Here is a 21,288-nt window from a genome sequence, read left to right as displayed (position 1 = left end):
TCATCAGTGCTCTCGGTTCTTCCCGCAGGCGCTCATCACGCTCCCAGCAGGGCCTGGCCGCAGACCCGGATCGTGTTGCCGGTCACGGCATTCGAGGCCGGGCTGGCGAAGTAGGCGATCGCCTCGGCGACATCCACCGGTTGGCCGCCCTGGAACAGCGAGTTCAGCCGCCGACCGACCTCGCGGGTGGCCAGCGGGATCGCCTCGGTCATCTTGGTCTCGATGAACCCCGGGGCGACGGCGTTGATGGTGATGCCCTTGCCGGCCAGGCTGGGCGCCAGTGCGTCGACGATGCCGATCATGCCGGCCTTGGTTGCCGCGTAGTTGGTCTGGCCACGGTTGCCCGCGATACCGGCCATGGAGGACAGCCCGATGACCCGGCCGCCTTCGGCGAGCGCACCGGCGGCCACGAGGCCTTCGGTGAGGGTCAGTGGTGCAACGAGATTCACCGCGATCACCGAATCCCAGCGGGAATCGTCCATATTGGCCAGCAGCTTGTCGCGCGTGATGCCCGCGTTGTTCACCAGCACATCGAGCGTGCCCCCGTGGTGTTCCTTGAGGTGGGCGACGATCTGGTCGACCGCGTCGGCGGCGGTGACGTCGAGTGCCAGCGCCGTGCCGCCCACCTTCTCGGCGGTCTGCTTGAGCGCATCCTCGGCCGAGGGCACGTCGACGGCCACCACGGCGGCACCGTCACGGGCGAACACCTCCGCGATGGTCGCACCGATGCCGCGGGCGGCGCCGGTCACCACGGCGACCTTGCCCGCCAGGGGCTTGTCCCAGTCGGCGGGAGCGGTCGAGTCGACGGCGCCCACCCGGAACACCTGGCCGTCCACATAGGCGGACTTGCCGGAGAGGATGAAGCGCAGGGTGGATTCCAGACCGCCGACACCGGGGGCGGCGTCGGCGGCCAGGTAGACCAGCGACACGGTGGCGCCGCGCTGCAGCTCCTTGCCCAGCGAGCGGGTGAACCCTTCCAGCGCGCGCTGCACGATCTGCTCGTGCGCACCGGCCGCCTCGGTCGGGGTGGTGCCGATCACGACGACCCGGCCGGAGGCGCCCAGGTTGCGCAGCACCGGGGTGAAGAACTCGTAGAGCTCCTTGAGGTCTGAGGGCTCAGTGATGCCGGTCGCGTCGAACACCAGGCCGCCGAACTTGTCGGCCCAGCGACCACCGATGTTGTTGGAGACGACGTCGTAGTCGTCGGCCAGCGCCGCGCGCAGGGGCTCGACGACGCGTCCCGACCCACCGATGAGCAGGGAGCCGTTCAGTGGCGGCTGCCCCGGACGGTAGCGACGCAGCTCTTCGGGCTGCGGGACGCCGAGTTGCTTGGCCAGGAACGATCCGGGCCCGGAATTGACCACTTGGGAGAACAGGTCGGATGCCATGGGGACTAACTTACTCCAGAGTAAGAACTGTGGGTAACATTGGGATATGGCTAACACGAATTCTCGCCGCGTCGCCGTCCTCGGCGGAAACCGGATCCCGTTCGTTCGTTCCGACGGCGCCTACGCAAACGCCTCCAACCAGGACATGTTCACCGCCGTCCTGGACGGGCTCGCCGACCGCTTCAACCTCAAGGGGGAGAAGCTCGACGCCGTCATCGGCGGAGCGGTGCTCAAGCACAGCCGCGATTTCAACCTGATGCGCGAAAGCGTGCTCGGCAGCTCCCTGTCGCCGTACACACCGGCCTTCGACCTGCAGCAGGCGTGTGGCACCGGTCTGCAGTCCGCGATCGCGGCGGCCGACGGCATCGCCATGGGCCGCTACGAGGTCGCCGCCGCCGGTGGTGTGGACACCACCTCCGACGCGCCCATCGCCTTCGGTGACGACCTGCGCGGGGTGCTGCTGAGCCTGCGCCGCGCCAAGTCGACCGCCGACCGCCTGAAGCTGGTCGGCAAACTGCCTGCGGCATTGGGCGTCGAGATCCCCACCAACGGCGAGCCGCGCACCGGGCTCTCGATGGGCGAGCACGCGGCGATCACCGCCAAGCAGATGGGCGTCAAGCGCGTCGACCAGGACGAGCTGGCGGCCGCCAGCCACCGCAACATGGCCGCGGCCTACGACCGCGGGTTCTTCGATGATCTGGTCACCCCGTTCCTCGGTGTCTACCGTGACAACAACCTGCGCCCCGATTCCTCGGCCGAGAAGCTGGCCAGGCTCAAGCCCGTCTTCGGGGTCCGTAACGGCGACGCCACCATGACCGCCGGAAACTCCACCCCGCTGACCGACGGCGCATCGGTGGCGCTGCTGTCCTCCGAGGAGTGGGCCGCTGCGCACGACATCCCGGTGCTGGCCTACTTCGTCGACGGGGAGACCGCCGCCGTGGATTACGTCAACGGCTCCGACGGGTTGCTGATGGCACCGACCTACGCGGTGCCGCGACTGCTCGCCCGCAACGGGCTGACCTTGCAGGATTTCGACTTCTACGAGATCCACGAGGCGTTCGCGTCGGTGGTATTGGCCACCCTCGCCGCCTGGGAGTCCGACGACTATTGCAAGAACCGGCTGGGCCTGGACAAGGCGTTGGGCAGCATCGACCGCGCCAAGCTCAACGTCAACGGTTCCTCGCTCGCGGCGGGGCACCCGTTCGCGGCGACCGGTGGGCGCATCGTCGCCCAGCTGGCCAAACAGCTGGCCGAGAAAAAGAAAGAGACCGGACAACCGGTCCGCGGCCTGATCTCGATCTGTGCCGCCGGTGGCCAGGGCGTGACGGCCATCCTGGAGGCCTGATTCCGCACCCGACACATCGGTGCGGAACCCGGATGACCTGGCCTCTTCCATCGTTTCGGTAGCCGGGAAAAGTTTTTCGGAAAAAAACTTCTCGATCGCTGTAACGCCCGCCGGAGCACTGTCGATACATGGGATAGCTCCGTGTTGCCGTCTGACCCCCCGACCCGACGGCAACACGGGGCTCTTTCATTTTTCGGGTTGTCAGGGATCCTTGGACGCCGTGATCGGGCCCGCCCCGGCCGGCGCGAACAGGCTCCCGGCCAGACTTCCGCGGGTGGTGCGCACCGCGACCAGGGCCCACGTGCACAGCAGTCCCCCGTAGGCGAGCACCGCCGCCACCTCGAAGGCGGGCAGTCCGGTGTGGATGGCCAACTGGGTGGTGCCGGTGACGAAGGTGCCCACCGGGAAGGTCAGGCTCCACCAGGTCAGGGCGAACGGCATCCCGCGGCGCAGGGTGCGGATCGTCAGCGCGGTGGCCAGCGCGATCCACAGCACGCAGAAGCCCCACACCGGCACGCCGAACAGGATCGAGAAGATCCCGACACCGGCCGCCAGGTCGGGCGCGACCGCCAGATGGGCATGGGTCGCCAGCAACCCGGCCACCGTGACCGATTGCCCGAGCGGACCGAGGACGATCCACAGCGTCGGCACCCGCGCCGTCCCCGAGGTCCCGTACAGCGCCAACCTGCTCCAGATCATCGTGATGATGATCAGCGCCGCGATCAGGGACAGTCCGAACATGGCAAGACAGCCGAAGAACATGGTGGTTCGGCCGGTACCCGGTGCCATGTGCGGCAACAGCATCGCTCCGCCCGCCGCCGAGACCATCGGCGGGACCACCGGCATCAGCCATCCCCCGAACGCGGCGTCCGGACCGACGTTGAGCTGGGTGAACATCAGATAGGGAATCGAGACCGCGGTGTAGAGCCCGCCGATCGTGCCGGCCGACCACAACACCCAGTTGACGTCGACGGCCAGTCGTTCACCGATGAGATCCGCACCGACCAGCATGGTGGCGCTGCCCACCGTCATCAACGCCATCGGGGCCGCGCCGTAGAAATGTGCCATCTGCGGGTTGCGGACGTGTCCGCGGGCCACCGTGGGATGGCGGAACCACTGCACGCTGACCGCGATGATCAGGGTTACCAGCAGCGCCGCGGCGACCACCCAGACGACCTCGGTGAACACCCGCAGACCCGGCACGTGCATCGGCAGCGTGGCGCCCGCGACGACCAGGATCCCGGTGCCCATCACCGAGGAGAACCAATTGGGGCCGAAGTTTCCCAACCGAGTCCCAGGTTCCGCCGTCGACCGACCCGGCATGATTGGCGTCATGGAGATCAGCATCCTCGGGTCGTTGTCCGGATCGAGCGGTACGTCCCTCATCGACGGTGTCGTGTCGGAATTCGCCCAACTGCGTGACGAAGGGTTTCGTCGCATCTGGATGACGCAGATGCCCTACGAGCCCGATCTGCTGACGGTGCTCGCGGTGGCACTGCGCGAGGTCGACACCATCGAGGTGGGCACCGGGGTGGTGCCGATCCAGAATCAGCACCCGATGCAGTTGGCGCAGCGGGCGCTGACGCTGAGCCTGATCTCCGGTGGACGGTTCATCCTGGGGCTGGGCATGACCCATGCCGCGGTCACCGAGGGCATGTGGGGGATTCCGTGGGATCGTCCGGTGCGCAGGCTCAACGAGTACCTCGACGGGTTGCTGCCGCTGCTCGCCGGTGAGCCGGCGGACGCCGCCGGCGAGATCTACACCACCCGGGGCGCGGTGCAGGTGCCCGCAGCGCCCGCGCCGCCGGTGTACATCGCGGCACTCGGCCCGCAGCTGCTGAAGATCGCCGGCCGCCGGACCGCGGGCACCGTCACCTGGATGACGGGACCCAAGACACTGTCCGAACACGTCGGCCCAGGACTGCGGGCGGCAGCCGACGGACGACCGGTTCGGGTGGTGGCCGCCCTTCCGGTCGCCGTCACCGACGATGTCGACGGCACCCGGGCCCAGGCGGCCGAGCAGTTCGCCATGTACGGCCACCTCCCGTCCTACCGCGCCATGCTCGATCGCGAGGGTTACGCCGGGCCCGCCGACGCCGCGCTCATCGGTGACGAGGCCACGGTGACCGCGAGGATCAACGAGCTCTCCGCAGCCGGCGTCGACGAGTACGTCGGCGTCGTCTTCGATCGATCGCCCGAGGTCAGGGCCCGTACCCGGGCTCTGTTGCGGACACTGGACAACGCGTGAAATTTGCTATGGTGTGATCTTGGTCACGGGCGTACAGTCGGTGTCACGACGGGTTCGGGAGTGACTGATCCGAAAGAGCCGGGCAAGAGGTGAAACACCGGCCGCGCGAGATACCGCCAGGTATGAGTGGACGCCCTCAGGTTGATAAACCGAATGTCCTCCCGAACCCGCCCTCATGCGTTCAGCCGGTGGTGAACACGCGCGCACGTCGCCGTGTCGGTGGCAACGATGCTGTCATGGGCCAGGTCATTCCGTTCGATCCGAACCGCGCTGAGCCGGACCGCACGCCGGAGCCGTTGTGGCGCGAGGTGCTGGGCCGTCGGCTGCGCGACACCCGCCGCGCCAAGGGAGAGCGACTGGTGGACGTCGCCGCGCGCGCCGGGGTGTCCCCGCAGTATCTTTCCGAGATCGAGCGGGGCCGCAAGGAACCGTCGAGCGAGATGATCGCCGCGGTGTGCGGGGCGCTCGGTGTCGGGTTGGGTCGATTGCTCGGCGGTATCTCGGCCGATCTCACCCGTGCCAAGGGGCGTCGCGGCGACGGCATTGCACGGCTGGCGGCTTAGGCGCGTTCCCGCAGAACCCGGTCGGCAAGCCCGTAGGCCACCGCCTGGTCGGCGTCGAACACCCGGTCGCGGTCGGTGTCGTGGCGTAGCTGCTCGGTGCTGCGGCCGGTGTGCCGGGCCAGGATCGTCTCCAGCTGGTTGCGGGTGCGCACCACCTCGTCGGCCTGCAGGATCAGGTCGGGGATGGTGCCCCGGCCCTGGGCGGCCGGCTGGTGTAGCACCACCCGGGAGTGTGGCAGCACCGAACGCCGTCCCGGGGCGCCGGCGGCCAGCAGCACCGCGCCGGTGGCGACGGCCTGGCCGATGCATGTCGTCGCCACCGGGGCCTTGATGAACCGCATGGTGTCGTAGACGGCGAGCATCGCCGACAGGTCGCCGCCCTCGGAGTTGATGTAGAGCGCGATCTCCTGCTCGGGGTTGTCGGCCTCCAGATGCAGCAGTTGCGCGATCAACGCGTTGGCGACACCGGAATCGATGGCGGTGCCCAGATAGACGATGCGTTCGGTGAGCAGATGGCTGTAGACGTCCATGATGCGCTCACCGTTGGTTGTACGGGCGATGACGTTGGGGATGGTGTAGGTGCTCATCACTATGCCCCGATCCCGATCCCGATCCCGATGCGCTGCTTGCGGTTCGGTGCGATCTGAGCGAACTCGCCGACCATGTGGTCGACGAAACCGTATTCGCGGGCCTGCTCGGCGGTGAACCACCGGTCATGCAGTGAGTCGGTGAAGATGCGGTCGACAGGCTGACCGGTATCGGCGGCGATGAGCCCCAGCACGGTATCGCGGGTGTGCCGCAGATCGTCGGCCTGCACCTCGACCTCGACGGCCGACCCGGCGATCCCCGCCGAGCCCTGGTGCATCAGGATGCGGGCGTGCGGCAGTGCGAAACGCTTACCGGGAGCACCGGCCGAGAGTAGGAATTGCCCTGCGCTGCATGCCAGTCCGAGGGCGAGGGTGGTGACGTCGGCAGGAATCAGCCGCATCACGTCGCGGATGGCCAGCATGGCGGGCACCGATCCGCCGGGGGAGTGGATCCACAGGGCGATGTCGTCGTCGGAGTCGGCGGCCAGCGTCAGCAGCTGCGCCACCAGCACGGCACCGTTGTCGTCGTCGAGGCCGCCGTCGAGGACGAGTACCCGTTTGCGGTACAGGTCGTCGCGCAGCTGCCTGCCGAACAGGGGCGGTTTCTGGTTCATGGTGGTGACTCTGCCTGCTGCGGAGTCCTTTTCGCAGCCCACGCTGCTCTCAGCAGAACGGCCGGCATGACCGCCCCGACAACGCAAGAGCCCCCGGCGAGTTCGCCGGGGGCTCTTGGTCAGGTGAATCAGAAGGACGCTTCGTCCAGCTCCATCACTTCGTTGTCGAGTGCGTCGAGCACCGTGCGGGTGCTGGTCAGCAGCGGCAGGAAGTTCTTGGCGAAGAACGACGCGGCAGCGATCTTGCCCTCGTAGAAGGCCTTGTCCGCACCGGTGGCGCCTTCGTCGAGCTTCTCGATCGCGACGGCGGCCTCACGCTGCAGCAGCCAGCCGATGATCAGATCGCCGACGCTCATCAGGAAGCGCACCGAGCCCAAGCCCACCTTGTAGATGGCGCTCTGGTCCTCCTGCGAGGCCATCAGGTAGCCGGTCAGGGTGGCGGCCATGCCCTGCACGTCTTCCAGGGCGGTCGCGAGCAGTGCACGCTCGGCCTTGAGGCGGCCGTTGCCGGTCTCGTTCTTGACGAAGGTGTCGATCTGGCCGGAGACGTAGGCCAGGGCCTGTCCCTTGTCGCGGACGATCTTGCGGAAGAAGAAGTCCTGCGCCTGGATGGCGGTGGTGCCTTCGTACAGCGAGTCGATCTTGGCGTCGCGGATGTACTGCTCGATCGGGTAGTCCTGCAGGAAGCCCGAACCACCCAGGGTCTGCAGCGACTCGGTCAGGTACCGGTACGCGGTCTCCGAGCCGAAGCCCTTGACCACCGGCAGCAGCAGGTCGTTGACGCGTACCGCCAGGTCGGGATCCACGTCGTGCAGTGCCTTGGCGACCTCGGCGTCCTGGAAGGTGGCCGTGTACATGTACAGCGCGCGCATGCCCTCGGCGTAGGCCTTCTGGGTCATCAGCGAGCGACGCACATCCGGGTGATGGGTGATGGTGACGCGCGGAGCGGTCTTGTCGGTCATCTGGGTCAGATCGGCACCCTGCACACGCTCCTTGGCGTACTCCAGAGCGTTCAGGTAACCGGTCGACAGCGTGGCGATGGCCTTGGTGCCCACCATCATCCGGGCCTGCTCGATGACGTCGAACATCTGCGCGATGCCGTTGTGCACCTCGCCGACGAGCCAGCCAACGGCCGGGACGCCGTGCTGGCCGAAGGTCAGCTCACAGGTGGCCGAGACCTTCAAGCCCATCTTGTGCTCGACGTTGGTGACGAAGACACCGTTGCGCTCGCCGAGCTCCCCGGTCTCCTTGTCGAAGTGGAACTTGGGTACGAAGAACAGCGACAGACCCTTGGTGCCCGGTCCCGCACCCTCGGGGCGGGCGAGCACCAGGTGCGCGATGTTGGGGAAGAGGTCATCGGCGTCGGCGGAGGTGATGAAGCGCTTCACGCCGTCGATGTGCCAGGTGCCGTCGGGCTGCTGGACGGCCTTGGTACGGCCGGCGCCCACGTCGGAGCCTGCGTCGGGCTCGGTCAGCACCATGGTGGCGCCCCAGTTGTTCTCCGCGGCGATCGCGGCCCACTTCTTCTGCTCTTCGGTGCCGTTGTGGGCGAAGATCTGCGCGAAGCCGGCGCCGCCGCCGTACATCCACACGGCCGGGTTGGCGCCGAGGATGTGCTCGTTGAGAGCCCACAGCAGAGCCTTGGGGGCGGGCATACCGCCGAGCTCCTCGTCGAGGGCGACCTTGTTCCAGCCACCTTCGATGGTCGCGTTGACCGACTTCTTGAAGGACTCCGGCAGCTTGACCGTGTGCGTGGCGGGATCGAAGATCGGCGGGTTGCGGTCGCCGTCGGCGAACGATTCGGCGATCGGGCCCTCGGCCAGTCGCGCCATCTCGTTGATCATCTCGCGGGCGGTGTCGGCGTCGAGCTCGGCGAACGAGCCCTCGCCGAGCGCCTTGTCGAGACCGAGCACATCGAACAAGGTAAAGACCTGGTCACGGACGTTGCTCTTGTAATGGCTCACGGTTTCTCCTCGGTGAGATCGAAGCTTGTCGGTTGGGTTCTCGTGCGGACTGCGCTAAGTTACCCACCAGTAACTGCCTGAAACTATACCGCTCGGTAACCGCATCTCAAAGGGGTGTCGAGCAAATTGGCGCCAGCGAACCAACCCGGTGGTTGATTGGGCTGGCCGCCGGCTACCGAAACCCGTTCTGAACTGCGATTTCAGGTGATATGTGATGCTCGCCACGAAGGCGCCCAACAAACCTCTAAGGTGAGGCGCATGAGGCGTGTGGTGGTGTGGGGAACAGGGAACATGGGCTCGACGGCGATCCGATCGGCGGTCGCCTTCCCCGGCCTCGAACTGGCCGGCGTCCTCACCTCCAGCGCCGAGAAGGCCGGCCGTGATGCCGCCGAATTCGCCGGCCTGCCCGACCCGACCGGGATCCGGGCAGGCACCGATGTCGACGCCGCGCTCGCCGCCGCCGACGCGGTCGCCTACATGGCCTCCGGTGATATCCGGCCCGAAGAGGCGATCGCCGATATCGAACGGTGCCTACGCGCCGGGAAGCACGTCGTCACACCGTCGCTGTACTCGCTCTACGACCCGGCCTCGGCGCCGGTGGAGTGGGTGCAGCGGCTGACCTCCGCCGCCGAGGAGGGTGGTGCCACCCTGCTGGTCAGCGGTGTCGACCCGGGTTGGGGCAATGACGCGCTGGCGGTCACCGCGGCCAGCCTGTGCACGCGCATCGACACCATCACCTGCCAGGAGATCTTCGACTACTCGACCTACAACCAGCCGGAGGCGGTGCGGCTGCGCTGTGGTTTTGGGGGCGCCATGGACGACACCCCGATGATGCTCCTGCCGAGCATCCCCACGATGGTGTGGGGCGGCAATGTCCGGCTGATCGGCCGCGGCCTGGGTATCGAGATCGACGACATCACCGAGGAGGTCGAGCGGCTGCCGCTGGAACAGACCGTCGACACCGTCATGGGGCCGTTCGAGAAGGGGACCCAGGGGGCCTTCTTCCTCAAGGTGATCGGCTGGTCGCAGGGCAGGAAGCGCGTCATCATCGAGCACATCACCCGGATCCATCCCAGTTGCGCGCCGGAATGGCCACAGCCCGACGAGGGTGTGGGTGATCACCGTGTCATCGTGGATGGCGACCCGCAGCTCACCATCACCACCCGGGCCGACGTTCCCGGCGGAACCCGCGCGGACGGCGGCAACACCACCGCGGCCAACCGGCTGCTCGGCGCGCTGAACTGGCTGGCCGAACAAAAACCGGGGATCTACGACGGACTCCAGGTGCCGCTGCGCTCGGCGGTGGCACCGGAGGCAGAGGCCGCGCGCTGGACCTGACCGGGTTTCCTACCTCGGTTCAACCAGAACGCCACAACCGGTGTCGTGGCTGCACCGAGGTAGGTGAATCGGTCGTACTACCTACTTGGTTGCAGCCGGGACGGGGCGACCGGTTCGCCGGCTGCGATCAGGTACGTCATGACGCGCAGCGAGGTTCAGGTCGGTCCACCCGAACTGAACCCCGCTACATGCGCACCTCAGCCGGCTTTGGCCTCGGATTCGGCAGGAGCCTCGGCATCGGGAAGCTGCGAGACCAGATGCTCGCCGAGCTCACCGATCGTCGGATAGTCGAACACCGCCGTCGGGCTGATGTCGAACTTGCCGCCGAACTGCCCGAACAGCCGGTTGCGCAGCTCGACCGCCATGAGCGAGTCGGTCCCCAGGTCCAGGAATCGGCTGGTCGCCGCCGGCGGCTGTGCCAGGCGCAGGAAGCCCTGCACCTCACGCTGCAGGAACTCGGTGACGAATCCCGCACGCGCGGCCACCGGTAGCTCCTGGAGCTGCCGGAGCAACTCGCTGTCGCCGCCACCGGCCGAATCACCGCTGGGCAGCACCTGATCCAGCAGCGGCGGACGGATACCGCCGAGCATCTTCGCGGTCCGCTGCCAGTTCGCCTTGAGCACCGTGGACTGCCCGACGCCGTGCCGGATCGCCTCACCGAGGGCGGCCAACGCGGCCGATGGCTCAAGCGGCATCATGCCCTGCGCGCTCAAGTTGGCCACCGCGGCCTGTGAACTGGCCATACCGCCATGGCCCCAGGGGCCGAAGTTCACCGCGGTGGCCGGCAACCCGGCTGCCCGGCGCTGCGCGACGAGCCCGTCGAGCAGCGCGTTGGCGGTCGCGTAGTTCGACTGTGACGGTGAGCCGAGCACTGCCGAGGCCGAGGAGTACAGGATGAAGAAGTCCAGATCCTCGCCCGCGGTCAACCGGTGCAGGTGGTGGGCGCCGTACGCCTTGGGGCCCAGGGTCTTCCGGAATCGGTCCAGGTTCTGGTCCGGCAGCAGAGCGTCATCGAGCACGCCGGCCAGATGAGCGACGCCGGCCAGTGGCGGCAGCTCCCGCCGGATGCGCTCCAGGACCCCGGCCACCTCTGCTTCGTCGCCGATATCGGCCGAGAAGACGTGCACCCGGCAGTGGTAGCGCTCGGTGATGGCATCGATCGCCTGCTGGGTCTCCGCATCAGGGCTGCGGCGACTGGTCAGCACGATATCGCCTGCGCCGAGCTGTGCGAGATAGCCGGCCGTGTGCAGACCGAGCGCACCGAGGCCGCCGGTCACCAGGTAGGTCCGGTCACCCTGCGGCTGCAGCGGTTTGGGCATCTGGATGACGATCTTGCCGATATGACGCGCCTGTTGCATGCGGCGGAAGGCGGTCCTGGCCTCGGTCAGCGGGTAGACCTCGGCGGGCACCGGCGTCCACACGCCATCGGCCAGACCGTCGGACACCTCGGACATCAGACGCTGGATGTGGTCGGGATCGCTCATCATCGTGACGTCCAACGCGATGATCTCGTAGTCGATATCCGGACGTACCGCGGCCATCTGGGCGGGGGTCCAGATATCGCGCTTGGCGATCTCGGCGAAACGCCCGCCCAATGCCGTCGCCCGGACCGTCGCCTCGATGAAGCCGTCGTTGGTCAGGCTGTTGAGCACCACATCCACGCCGGCGCCATCGGTGTCGGCCAGGATCTGGTCGGCGAAATCGACGGTGCGCGAGTCGTACACGTACTCGACGCCCATGGCCCGCAGCGTCGCCCGCTTGTAGGTGCTCGCGGTGGCGAACACCGTCGCACCGTGCTGGCGGGCCATCTGCACTGCCGCCAGGCCCACGCCACCGCTGGCGGCGTGGATGAGCACCTTGTCGCCCGGTTTGATCTGAGCCCAGTCGAAGGCCAGCCGCACCGTCAGCGCCGCCGCGGGAATGGTCGCGGCGTCGACCGAGCTGATGCCGTCGGGCACGGTCGCCAGGAGCTGCGCAGGCACGTTGAGCCGGCTGGCGAACGCTCCCTGCATCGAGCCGAACACCCGTTGCCCGACCTCGAATTCGGTGACGTCCTCGCCCACCTCGGTGATCACACCGCACAGGTCGCCACCGATCGGCCCCGGATCTCCCGGGTACAGGCCGAGCACGTTGAGCACGTCACGGAAGTTCAGCCCGGCCGCCTCGATCCGGACCTGCACCTCGTGGGGCTCGGGTGCCGTCACGTCCTTCTCGGTCAGGCGCAGGTTGTCGATGGCGCCGCGTTCGGTCGGTGCGAGCACGAAGTCCTCCGACCGCGGCATCGGCAGGTAACCGTTGCGCGCCCAGTGCAGCAGCCGTGGCACCAGGAAGCGGCCCTGACGCACGGCCATCTCCGGCTCGGTGACCGGCGTTCCGAGCGCCGCGGGCAACCAGCTGTCCGCCGAGACGTCCCCGTCGATCATCCGGACCCGCAGCATCGGCTGTTCGGCGATCAACGTACGCCCGAATCCCCACAGTGCGGATTGCACCGGATCGACCGGCTCACCGGGTTCGGTGGCCACCGCGCCGTCGGTGAGGATCCACACACCGCCCGCCAGGGTGCTGGTCTGCTCGGCCAGCGCAGTCTGGGTGGCAGCGAGCAGCGCACTCACCTCGGCCTCGAGCCGGACGGCCAGCTCTGCGGTCGTCTCGTCGGATTGCGCCGAAGTCTTGCTGCGCCAGACGATTCCGGCGACGCCGGCCCCATGCTCGGTGGCCGCGCCGAAGGCCTGCTGCCAGGCCTGCGGATCGGTGGGCGTATCGATGGTGACCGCACCGGGCCGGTGGGCCGCGAGCTCGTCGAATCCGGCGATCAGCCAGGTCCCCGCGCTGTCTTCGGTGGCCGATTCCGGCGCCGCGCCCTCGTGCCAGCCGAGGGTGTAGAGCAACCTGGTCGAGTCACCACCGAGGCCACGCAGCAAGGCTTCGCGCGGTGCGCGCTTGACCGTGAACTCGCGGATACCACCCAGGACGCGGCCGTCGCGGTCGACGAAATCCAGGTCGAAGACCAATGTTTCGCTGTTGAGCGGACCTTCATGCCAACGGGCCCGGCAGTAGAACCGGTTCGGCATCTTGGCCGCCAGCTGTACCTGCCCGTATCGCAGCGGCAGGAACAGATCGTGGATGCCCTGTTCGGCGGCCAGTACGGCCGGGAACGCCGGGAACGCGACACCCGTGCACAGATCGAGCAACACAGGGTGGATCGGTTCGCTGCCGAGATGCTCGGCGAGCTCGTCGCCGACGGACACATCGCCGATGGCTTCACCGTCACCCACCCACAGCGAGCGCAGCGAGCTGGACCACGTCGGGCCCCAGGCCAGTTCGAGATCGTTGAAGATGTCGAACAATTCTTGCGGGCGTGTCCGGTTCATGTGCTCGACGGCCTCGTCGGGCGCGGCGGTCGACTCGTCCGGCTGGTCGATGTCGACACCGGAGGTCAACGTGCCGTCGGCGTTGAGCGACCATTCGGCTTCGCGCACCCCGTACGGCCGGGAGTGCACCTGGAACTTCCAGCCGTCCTCGACGGTGCGCAGGGTCAGCTGCACCTCACGGGCCGCCTTGTCCGGCAGGATGATCGGCTCGTAGAAGTAGACATCGCTCACCCGCGCCGGCGCGCCGGCGGCCGCCAGGGCCATCGACGCGTAGGTGGCGCCGGGAACCACGACGGTCCCGTAGATGACGTGATGGGCCAACCACGGCTGCGTCTTCACCGAGAACACATTGCTGTAGACGGTGTCCCCGGACGCCAGATCCTTGGGGCTGCCGAGGATCCCCGAGGCGGCGGTGCCGCCGGAACTCAGGATCGCCGACGCCTTGGGCCAGTAGCGGCGCCGCTGGAACGGGTAGGTCGGCAGCTCGAGTCGGTGTGCCGGACTGTGGAATCGGGCCGAGAAGTCCGGACGGTGGCCGCTGATGTAGGCGGTGGCCAGCGCATCGGCGACCTGACGCTGCGCGTTGGCCCCCTTGCGCAGCGACACGATGGTCCGCGGCGTGGCCGCCGACTCAGGCCAGGACTGCAGGGCGGCCGCGGTCAGGATCGGCTGTGGCCCGATCTCCATGAGCACCGTGCAGCCCAACGCGGCCACCGTGCGCACACTCTCGGTGAACTGCACCGGCTGGCGGGAATGCCGGCGCCAGTACAGCGCGTCGATCGGGGTCTCGGCGCTGAGCACCGCACCGGTCCGGTTGCACACCAACGGCCGAGACGGCACCGCATACTCGAACTGCGCTGCGAACGACTCGAACTCGTCGAGGACCGGGTCCAGCAACTCGGAGTGGAACGCGTGGCTGGTCTCCAACCAGGTGCAGCGCGCGCCCTCCTGACTGCAATTGGTGACGATCTGCTCCAGATCCTCGCCAGGACCCGACAGCACCGTGTTGCGGCCGTTGTAGGCCCCGACCGACACCCGCGGGAATGCTTCGGCGGCGCGTTCGACGTACTGCGGATCGGCGAACACCGCCACCATCCGGCCGCCTGCGGGCAGGCTGCCGAAAAGTCGCCCGCGCTCGGCGATCAGCCGCGCACCGTCTTCGAGGCTGAACACCCCGGCGACACAGGCCGCCGCGTACTGACCGACGCTGTGCCCGAGCACCACGTCCGGTTCGATACCCCAAGACTGCCACAGCCGGGCCAGCCCCATTTCGACGGCGAAGATCGCCGGCTGTGCGAACGAGGTGTGCTTGAGCGTCTCGGCCGCCTCGCGGCCCGATCCGAACAGCACCTCGAGCAGCGGTTGCGGCAGGATCCCGTCGACGGCCTGCGCGCAACTGCGCACGGTTTCGGCGAAAACCGGTTCGGTGTCGAAGAGTTCGCGCGCCATGCCGGGGTACTGGCTGCCCTGGCCCGGGAAGAACCAGGCGGTGGTCGGGGGATCGGCGCACTCACCGCGCACCACTCCCGGTCGCAGCCGGTTGGCCACCAGATCTTCCAGCAGCATCTTGGCCTCGGCGGTGGAACTGGCCACCACCGCCGCGCGATGCTCGAAGTGCGACCGTCCCGCGCCCGCGGTGAAGGCCACATCGGTGAGTTCGGCATCGGGGTTGGCGGCCAGCCAGCCCCCGTACCGCTGTGCCAACGCGGTCAATCCCGCCGCCGACCGGGCCGACAACGGCAGAACGCACAGTGCCTCTCTGGCCGTGGCCTCGGGCTCGTCAGTCGGTTCGGCGGGCAGTGCGGCCGGCGCCTCTTCGAGCAGGACGTGGGCGTTGGTGCCGGTGAAGCCGAACGAGCTGACCCCGGCGCGCCGCGGACGGCCGTCGGTGTGCCAGGGGGTCGCCTCGTCGACGACCTTGACAGGCAGGGTTTCCCACGGGATGTGCGGAGACGGATTACTGAAGTGCAACGTCTTCGGCAGCATCTCGTGCTGCATCGAGAGCACGACCTTGATGAGTCCCGCGACGCCCGCCGCGGACTCCAGGTGCCCGATATTGGTCTTGGCGGTACCCATCAACAACGGCCGGTGCACGTCACGGCCGCGCCCGTACGCCGCAGCGGCCGCCTGCACCTCGATCGGGTCACCGAGCGGAGTGCCGGTGCCGTGCGCTTCCAGGTAGTCGACGTCACCGCCGCCGAGACCGGCGCGGTCCAGGGCGGACGCGATGAGACGTTGTTGGGCACCACCATTGGGGACCGTCAGACCGCTGGAGGCGCCGTCCTGGTTGACCGCGCTGCTGCGGATCACCGCGCAGATCCGATCCCCGTCGCGCTGGGCATCGGAGAGCCGCTTGAGCACCAGCACACCGCAGCCCTCGCTGCGGACGTACCCGTCGGCGGCGGCGTCGAAGGTCTTGCAGCGGCCGTCCGGCGACAGCATCCGGGCCTGCGATGCCGCGACGATGGAGGCCGGGCTGAGCAGGACGTTCACCCCGCCGGCCAGGGCCAGATCACAGTCACCGGAATGCAGTGCCTGGGCGGCCTGGTGGACGGCGACCAGCGATGAACTGCAGGCGGTGTCCACCGCCATGGCCGGGCCCTCCAGGCCGAGGGTGAAGGCGACGCGGCCGGCGATGGCGTTCAGCGCGTTACCGGTGATGAAGTGGGCCTCAAGGTTTTCCACCGAATCGCCCGAGAGTAGGTGGGAGTACTCGTTGGCGCCGACGCCGACGAACACACCGCTTCGGCTGCCGCGCAGGGACGACGGCGCGTATCCGGCGCGTTCGAGTCCCTCCCAGGCGATTTCGAGCATCAGCCGCTGCTGTGGGTCGATCCACATCGCCTCGCGGGGGGAGATGCCGAAGAACTCGGGGTCGAATGTGTCGACGCTGTCGAGGTATCCGCCGTTGCGGGTGTAGATCTTGCCGGGTGTCTGCTGATCGGGGTCGTAGAACTCGTCGACGTCGAACCGGTCCTCGGGGATCTCCCGGATCGCATCGACTCCGCCGGAGAGCAGTTCCCAGTACGCGTCGGGATCCGGTGCGCCCGGGAACCGGCAGGCGACCGCGATGACCGCGATCGGTTCGTCGGTGGCCGCCGACGCCAGCGAGACCGGCTGCGCCTCGGTGCGGCCAGCCGACCGGTCGTTGAGCTTGAGCACGTCGCCGAGCAGGTAGTCGGCCACATCGGACAGGCGCGGGTAATCCATCGCCAGTGTCGCCGGAAGTTCCTGGCCCACCGCGCCTTCCAGGCGGCGCCGCAGTTCGACGGCCATGAGTGAGTCCATGCCGAGGTCGAAGAACCCGGCCTCCTCACGGATATCGGCGGCATCGACCTGGGTCACCTCGGCGACCGCATTGCGCAGATACTCCAGCACGATCTTCTTGCGCTGTTGTACCGGTGCGGTGCTGAGCTGACCGACCAGCGGGGTGGCACCCGAAGCGCGGGTCGGTGCGCTCACCGAGTCGGGCACCTCGCGCGCCACCTCGGCCAACAGCGCACGCGAGCCGGTCTGTAGGTACACCGGAAGGAACTTCGACCAATCGACGCGGGCGAGTACGGATTGCACGCTCGTACCGACCAATACGTCGGCCAGACCGGCCAGCGCATCGGCCGGCGGCAGTGTCCGCACCCCTCGTCGTTCCAGCTGTTCGCGCGCGTGCGGGTCGGCCATGCCGGCCGCCCATGGTCCGAAATTCACGCTGCAACCGGCGATGCCCTGCTCGCGCAGCCGCCAGGTCAGACCGTCGAGGAAGGCATTGGCCGCGCCGTACGCGCTCTGGCCATAGCTGCCCCACACCGACGAGATCGACGATGTGGAGACGAAGAAGTCCAGCGGCAGACCCTCGACGGCTTCGCTCAGATACCAGGCGCCCCACACCTTGCCGCCGAACACCCGATCCAACTCGGCGGCCTCCAGGGTGGCCAGCGGTGTCGTGCTGTTCTCGCCTGCTGCGTGCACGATGCCCGCCAGCGCCGGCAACTCGGCGCGCACCGTCGCGATCAGGTGGGCGATGTCGTGCGGGTTGGCGACATCGGCGGTTATCACGCGCACGGCACAACCGTGCGTGGCCGTGATATCGGCGATGCGCTTCTGTGCCGCCTCGTTCGGTGCACGCCGGCTGGTCAGTACCAGCTGCTTGGCGCCGTGTGCGGCGAGGTGCGCGGCGATCTCAAGGCCGAGCGAGCCCAACCCGCCGGTGATCAGATAGGTTGCCTCGGAACGCAATTCCAGCGGCTTCGGGTTGGGCTGACCGGTGCGCCGGACCAGTCGTGGAACCCAGACCTGCCGACCGCGGAGAACGATCTGGTCCTCACCGCGGGGCAGGCCGGGAATCTGGCGGATCAGTTCCGGCCACTCCTGGGCATCTCCGCTCAGATCGGCGAGCCCACCCCACACCTGGGGATATTCGAGGGCGACCGCGCGGCCGAAACCCCACAGCAGGGTCTGTTCGGGGGCCACCGCATCGCCTTCGGCGACCCGTTGTGCCTGCCGTGTCACGGTCCAGATGGGTGTGCGCACCCCGGCGGTGGCGGCCGCACGGAACAACCGCTGGGTTCCGCCGAGGACCCGGTGCTGCATCCGCAGCAGGGTCTGCATCGACGGGGCGGTGTGGGAGTCCAAGGCGGCGACATGCAGGATGCGGACCTCGGGTTCGTCCTGCACCGCCGAGGCCAGATCGGTCACCAGGCGTTGCTCGTCGGCATCGGAGACCGGGAGTGCCACCAGTCGGTGGCGGTGGCCCATGGCCGCCACGGCATCGACAAGCCCGGCGATGGCCGTCGTGTCGTCACCGATGAGCACCCAGGTGGCGTCCGTTGCCGTCGACGCGGAGCGTGCGCCGGCCTGCTGCCAACGGATCTCGTAACGGGCATCGCCGATCGACTGCGCGTCGCGTTGCCGATTGTGCTGTGCGGCAAGCTTGCTCAGGGCGTCCACGGTTGCCTGATTGACATCGGATCCATCGAGCAGTGCGGCCAGTTCGGCGATTCGGCCGTCTTCGAGCAGTCGAACGGCTTCGGTGCGCGGCGCGTCGTCGGTCCAACCCGTCCGGCCCTTGTCGGCCTGCTTGTCCTTGAACCAGTACTGGCGGTGCTGGAACGGATAGGTGGGCAGGTCGAGCTTGTGCGCCGGCCGGTGCACCACGGCATCGAAATCGGGCAGGTGTCCGGCGATGTAGGCCTGGGCCAATGCGTCGATGACCTGACGATGATCGGCGCCGTTCTGGCGCATGGAGGCGATCGCCCGTGGGGTGTGGGTCGGATCCGGCCAGGCACGCATGGCGGCGGCGGTCAGCACCGGCTGCGGGCCGACTTCCAGCAACACCGCGCATCCGAGTTCGGCCAATGTCGCCACGCTCTTGGCGAATTCGACAGGCTGCCGGGCGTGCCTACGCCAGTAGGCGCCGTCGAGCTTTGCGGTCCTGCCGAGCGCGGCCCCGGTGCGATTGCACACCAGAATTCGTTGCGGCGCCTTGTACTCGAACTGATTGGCAAATGACTCGAAGGCGTCCAGCGCCGGGTCGAGCAGTGCGGAGTGGAACGCATGGCTGGTGTCGAGCCAGTCGCAACGCACTCCGTCGTCGGCCAGCCCGGCGATAGCCTTCTCCAGATCCGTTGCAGGACCGGATAGTACGGTGTTCGCGCCGTTGTAGGCAGCCACCGACAGGCTCGGATACTGATCGACCAGACGCTCGACCCTGTCGGGATCGGCGAAGATGGCTGCCATCCGACCACCGGCAGGCAGCTCACCGAACAGTCGGCCACGTTCGGCGAGCAGTCGGATGCCGTCCTCCATGCTGAAGACGCCGGCGACGCAGGCCGCCGAATACTGGCCGACACTGTGGCCGAGCACGATATCGGGTTGCAGGCCCCAGGATTCCCACAGCCGGGCCAGGCCCATCTCGACCGCGAAGATCGCGGGCTGGGCGTACTGGGTCAGCCGGATCGTCGCGTCACCCTCGGGGGCGTCGAAGATCAGGTCGAGCAACGGGATGTCGAGTGCATTCGCGCATCGGGTCATGGTGTCGGCGAAGACCGGTTCGGTCTCGAAGAGCTGCCGTGCCATCCCGGCGTACTGACTGCCCTGTCCGGGGAACAACCACGCGGTCTTGGGCGCGTCGACGCAGTCACCGCGCACCAGACCCGGCGCGGGGCGGTCGTCGGCCAACGCACCGAGCAGTTCGCGTGCCGATTCCAATGAGTTGACCACCAGCGCGGCCCGGTGCTCGAGGTGGGCCCGGCCGGCGCCGGCGGTCAGGCAGACATCGGCCAGGGTGGCCTCGGGGTGCTCGCCGAGCCAGTTGCGGTACTCCTCGGCGGCCTGCACCAACGCGGCGGGTGTGCGCGCGGACAGCGGCAGCAGCATGAACCGCCGGTCGTCGCCGGCGGCGGTCCCGGCCGGCACGGTTTCGGGCGCTTCCTCGAGGATGACGTGGGCATTGGTGCCGGAGAAGCCGAACGAGCTGACCCCGGCCAGTCGTGGCCGGTCCGAGCGCTGCCAGGCGGTCGCCTCCTCCACGACGCGGACCGGGATGCGGTCCCACGGGATGTGCGGGGATGGGTGCTGGAAGTTCAGGTGCTTGGGCAACTCCTGGTTCTCCAGCGCCAAGACCACCTTGAGCACCCCGGCGATACCGGCGGCGGCCTCCAGGTGGCCGATGTTGGTCTTGGCCGAGCCGATGAGCAGCGGCTGATCGCGGTCCTTGCCGAGGGCGGCCGCGGCGGCCTGGACCTCGATGGGATCGCCGAGGGACGTGCCGGTGCCGTGCGCCTCCAGGTAATCGATATCCCCGGGTGCCACGCCGGCACGGTGCAGCGCCTCGGAGATGACGCGTTGCTGGGCGACGCCGTTGGGAACGGTCAGACCACCCGAGGCGCCGTCCTGGTTGACCGCGCTGCCGCGGATCACGGCGCGGATCCGGTCGCCGTCGCGCACCGCGTCCTCAAGGCGCTTGATCACGATGACACCGCACCCCTCGCCGCGGACGTATCCGTCGGCAGCGGCGTCGAACGTCTTGCACTTGCCGTCGGGAGCCAGCATCCGGGACTGCGAGAACGTGATCATGGTGGCCGGGCTGAGCAGTACGTTCGCGCCGCCCGCCAACGCCATATCGCATTCGCCCAACTGCAGCGCCTGGCAGGCCTGGTGGATGGCGACAAGGGAAGAACTGCAGGCGGTGTCGACGGTGACGGCCGGGCCGTGCAGGCCGAGCCGGTAGCTGATCCGCCCGGCACCGGCGGCGCCCGAGGTGCCGATGGCCAGGTACGCCTCGACCTCGGGATAGTTCAGCTCAGAGGAGGCCATGGCCAGGTAGTCGTGCGTGGACAGCCCGACGAACACGCCGGTCTTGGTGTTGGCCAATGCCGTTGGCGCGGTACCCGAATGCTCGACCGCCCGCCACGAGGTCTCCAGCAGCAGCCGGTGCTGCGGGTCCATCAGGCGCGCCTCGCGGGCGGACACGCCGAAGAACGGTGCGTCGAACCCGGTCACGTCGTCGACGAACCCTGCGCGCCGCGTGACGACCTTGCCCGGCGCCCCTGGATCGGCGTCGAAGAACTCGTCGATGTCCCAGCGGTCCGCCGGGATCGGGGATACCGCGTCACGGCCGCCGCGCAGGACGTCCCAATAGGCGGATGCGTCGGTCGCTCCGGGCAGTCGGGCGGCGTAGCCGATGATCGCGAATCGGGTCGGCTCGGCGTGCTCGGTCTCGGCCATCAGGTGTACTCCCCGCTTCGGTCTGATGAACTGTGGATGATGAGATATGGGTGCCAGGGTCCAGACCCCGTGCAGTGGCCTCGGTTGCCTGTGCAACGATCACTGCCGCTCATCTGCCGGCATTCACCGCCGGTACCTTACTCGGCGGTCA

The 21,288-nt window shown here is 68.2% G+C and carries 10 protein-coding genes; 4 read left to right on the top strand and 6 right to left on the bottom strand.

What is annotated here, in order from left to right:
- Positions 1-35: 35 nt before the first annotated feature.
- Positions 36-1,388, bottom strand: coding sequence for a 3-oxoacyl-ACP reductase (locus G154_RS20855; RefSeq protein WP_019511737.1), 1,353 nt, complete (start codon positions 1,386-1,388; stop codon positions 36-38).
- A 46-nt stretch (positions 1,389-1,434) separates the two neighbouring features.
- Here G154_RS20855 and G154_RS20850 point away from each other — a divergent pair, with 46 nt between their 5' ends.
- On the top strand, positions 1,435-2,733 hold the full coding sequence (locus G154_RS20850; RefSeq protein WP_023985150.1) for an acetyl-CoA C-acetyltransferase: 1,299 nt from the start codon (positions 1,435-1,437) through the stop codon (positions 2,731-2,733).
- Positions 2,734-2,934: 201 nt separating this feature from the next.
- Here G154_RS20850 and G154_RS20845 read toward each other — a convergent pair whose 3' ends face one another.
- Positions 2,935-4,068 carry a TDT family transporter gene (locus G154_RS20845; protein WP_234713143.1) on the bottom strand — a complete coding sequence of 378 codons (1,134 nt, stop codon included), beginning with the start codon at positions 4,066-4,068 and terminating at the stop codon, positions 2,935-2,937.
- Between G154_RS20845 and G154_RS20840 the strand changes: the two genes are divergently transcribed.
- On the top strand, positions 4,067-4,981 hold the full coding sequence (locus G154_RS20840; RefSeq protein ID WP_023985151.1) for a TIGR03564 family F420-dependent LLM class oxidoreductase: 915 nt from the start codon (positions 4,067-4,069) through the stop codon (positions 4,979-4,981). The genes G154_RS20845 and G154_RS20840 overlap by 2 nt on opposite strands.
- Positions 4,982-5,217: 236 nt before the next feature.
- Complete coding sequence (locus G154_RS20835) at positions 5,218-5,544, top strand: helix-turn-helix domain-containing protein (RefSeq protein ID WP_023985152.1); 327 nt, start codon at positions 5,218-5,220, stop codon at positions 5,542-5,544.
- Here the strand turns inward: G154_RS20835 and G154_RS20830 are convergent.
- The 3 genes from G154_RS20830 to G154_RS20820 form a co-directional block, all read right to left on the bottom strand.
- Complete coding sequence (locus G154_RS20830; RefSeq protein ID WP_023985153.1) at positions 5,541-6,131, bottom strand: ClpP family protease; 591 nt, start codon at positions 6,129-6,131, stop codon at positions 5,541-5,543. The genes G154_RS20835 and G154_RS20830 overlap by 4 nt on opposite strands.
- A gap of 2 nt (positions 6,132-6,133) precedes the next feature.
- Positions 6,134-6,745, bottom strand: coding sequence for a ClpP family protease (locus tag G154_RS20825; RefSeq protein WP_019511731.1), 612 nt, complete (start codon positions 6,743-6,745; stop codon positions 6,134-6,136).
- Between the two features lie 128 nt (positions 6,746-6,873).
- A complete protein-coding gene (locus tag G154_RS20820; RefSeq protein ID WP_019511730.1) occupies positions 6,874-8,709 on the bottom strand; it encodes an acyl-CoA dehydrogenase in 1,836 nt (611 codons plus the stop codon).
- Positions 8,710-8,967: 258 nt separating this feature from the next.
- Here G154_RS20820 and G154_RS20815 point away from each other — a divergent pair, with 258 nt between their 5' ends.
- Positions 8,968-10,047 carry a dihydrodipicolinate reductase gene (locus G154_RS20815; RefSeq protein WP_023985154.1) on the top strand — a complete coding sequence of 360 codons (1,080 nt, stop codon included), beginning with the start codon at positions 8,968-8,970 and terminating at the stop codon, positions 10,045-10,047.
- Between the two features lie 197 nt (positions 10,048-10,244).
- On the opposite strand, the gene G154_RS20810 is transcribed toward G154_RS20815, so the two are convergent.
- Positions 10,245-21,137 carry a type I polyketide synthase gene (locus G154_RS20810; RefSeq protein WP_019511728.1) on the bottom strand — a complete coding sequence of 3,631 codons (10,893 nt, stop codon included), beginning with the start codon at positions 21,135-21,137 and terminating at the stop codon, positions 10,245-10,247.
- Between the last annotated feature and the right edge of the window lie 151 nt (positions 21,138-21,288).

Source organism: Mycobacterium sp. VKM Ac-1816D, assembly GCF_000416385.1.
Taxonomy (GTDB): Bacteria; Actinomycetota; Actinomycetes; order Mycobacteriales; family Mycobacteriaceae; genus Mycobacterium; species Mycobacterium neoaurum_A.
The sequence above is the reverse complement of the archived record's forward strand: the minus strand, read 5'-3'. Positions and strand labels throughout refer to the sequence as shown.

Bases quoted from the DNA above. Each gene is read 5' to 3' on its own strand.
- G154_RS20855 (WP_019511737.1), bottom strand. From the start codon at position 1,388: ATGGCATCCGACCTGTTCTCCCAAGTGGTCAATTCCGGGCCCGGATCG.
- G154_RS20850 (WP_023985150.1), top strand. From the start codon at position 1,435: ATGGCTAACACGAATTCTCGCCGCGTCGCCGTCCTCGGCGGAAACCGG.
- G154_RS20840 (WP_023985151.1), top strand. From the start codon at position 4,067: ATGGAGATCAGCATCCTCGGGTCGTTGTCCGGATCGAGCGGTACGTCC.
- G154_RS20845 (WP_234713143.1), bottom strand. From the start codon at position 4,068: ATGACGCCAATCATGCCGGGTCGGTCGACGGCGGAACCTGGGACTCGG.
- G154_RS20835 (WP_023985152.1), top strand. From the start codon at position 5,218: ATGGGCCAGGTCATTCCGTTCGATCCGAACCGCGCTGAGCCGGACCGC.
- G154_RS20830 (WP_023985153.1), bottom strand. From the start codon at position 6,131: ATGAGCACCTACACCATCCCCAACGTCATCGCCCGTACAACCAACGGT.
- G154_RS20825 (WP_019511731.1), bottom strand. From the start codon at position 6,745: ATGAACCAGAAACCGCCCCTGTTCGGCAGGCAGCTGCGCGACGACCTG.
- G154_RS20815 (WP_023985154.1), top strand. From the start codon at position 8,968: ATGAGGCGTGTGGTGGTGTGGGGAACAGGGAACATGGGCTCGACGGCG.
- G154_RS20810 (WP_019511728.1), bottom strand. From the start codon at position 21,137: ATGGCCGAGACCGAGCACGCCGAGCCGACCCGATTCGCGATCATCGGC.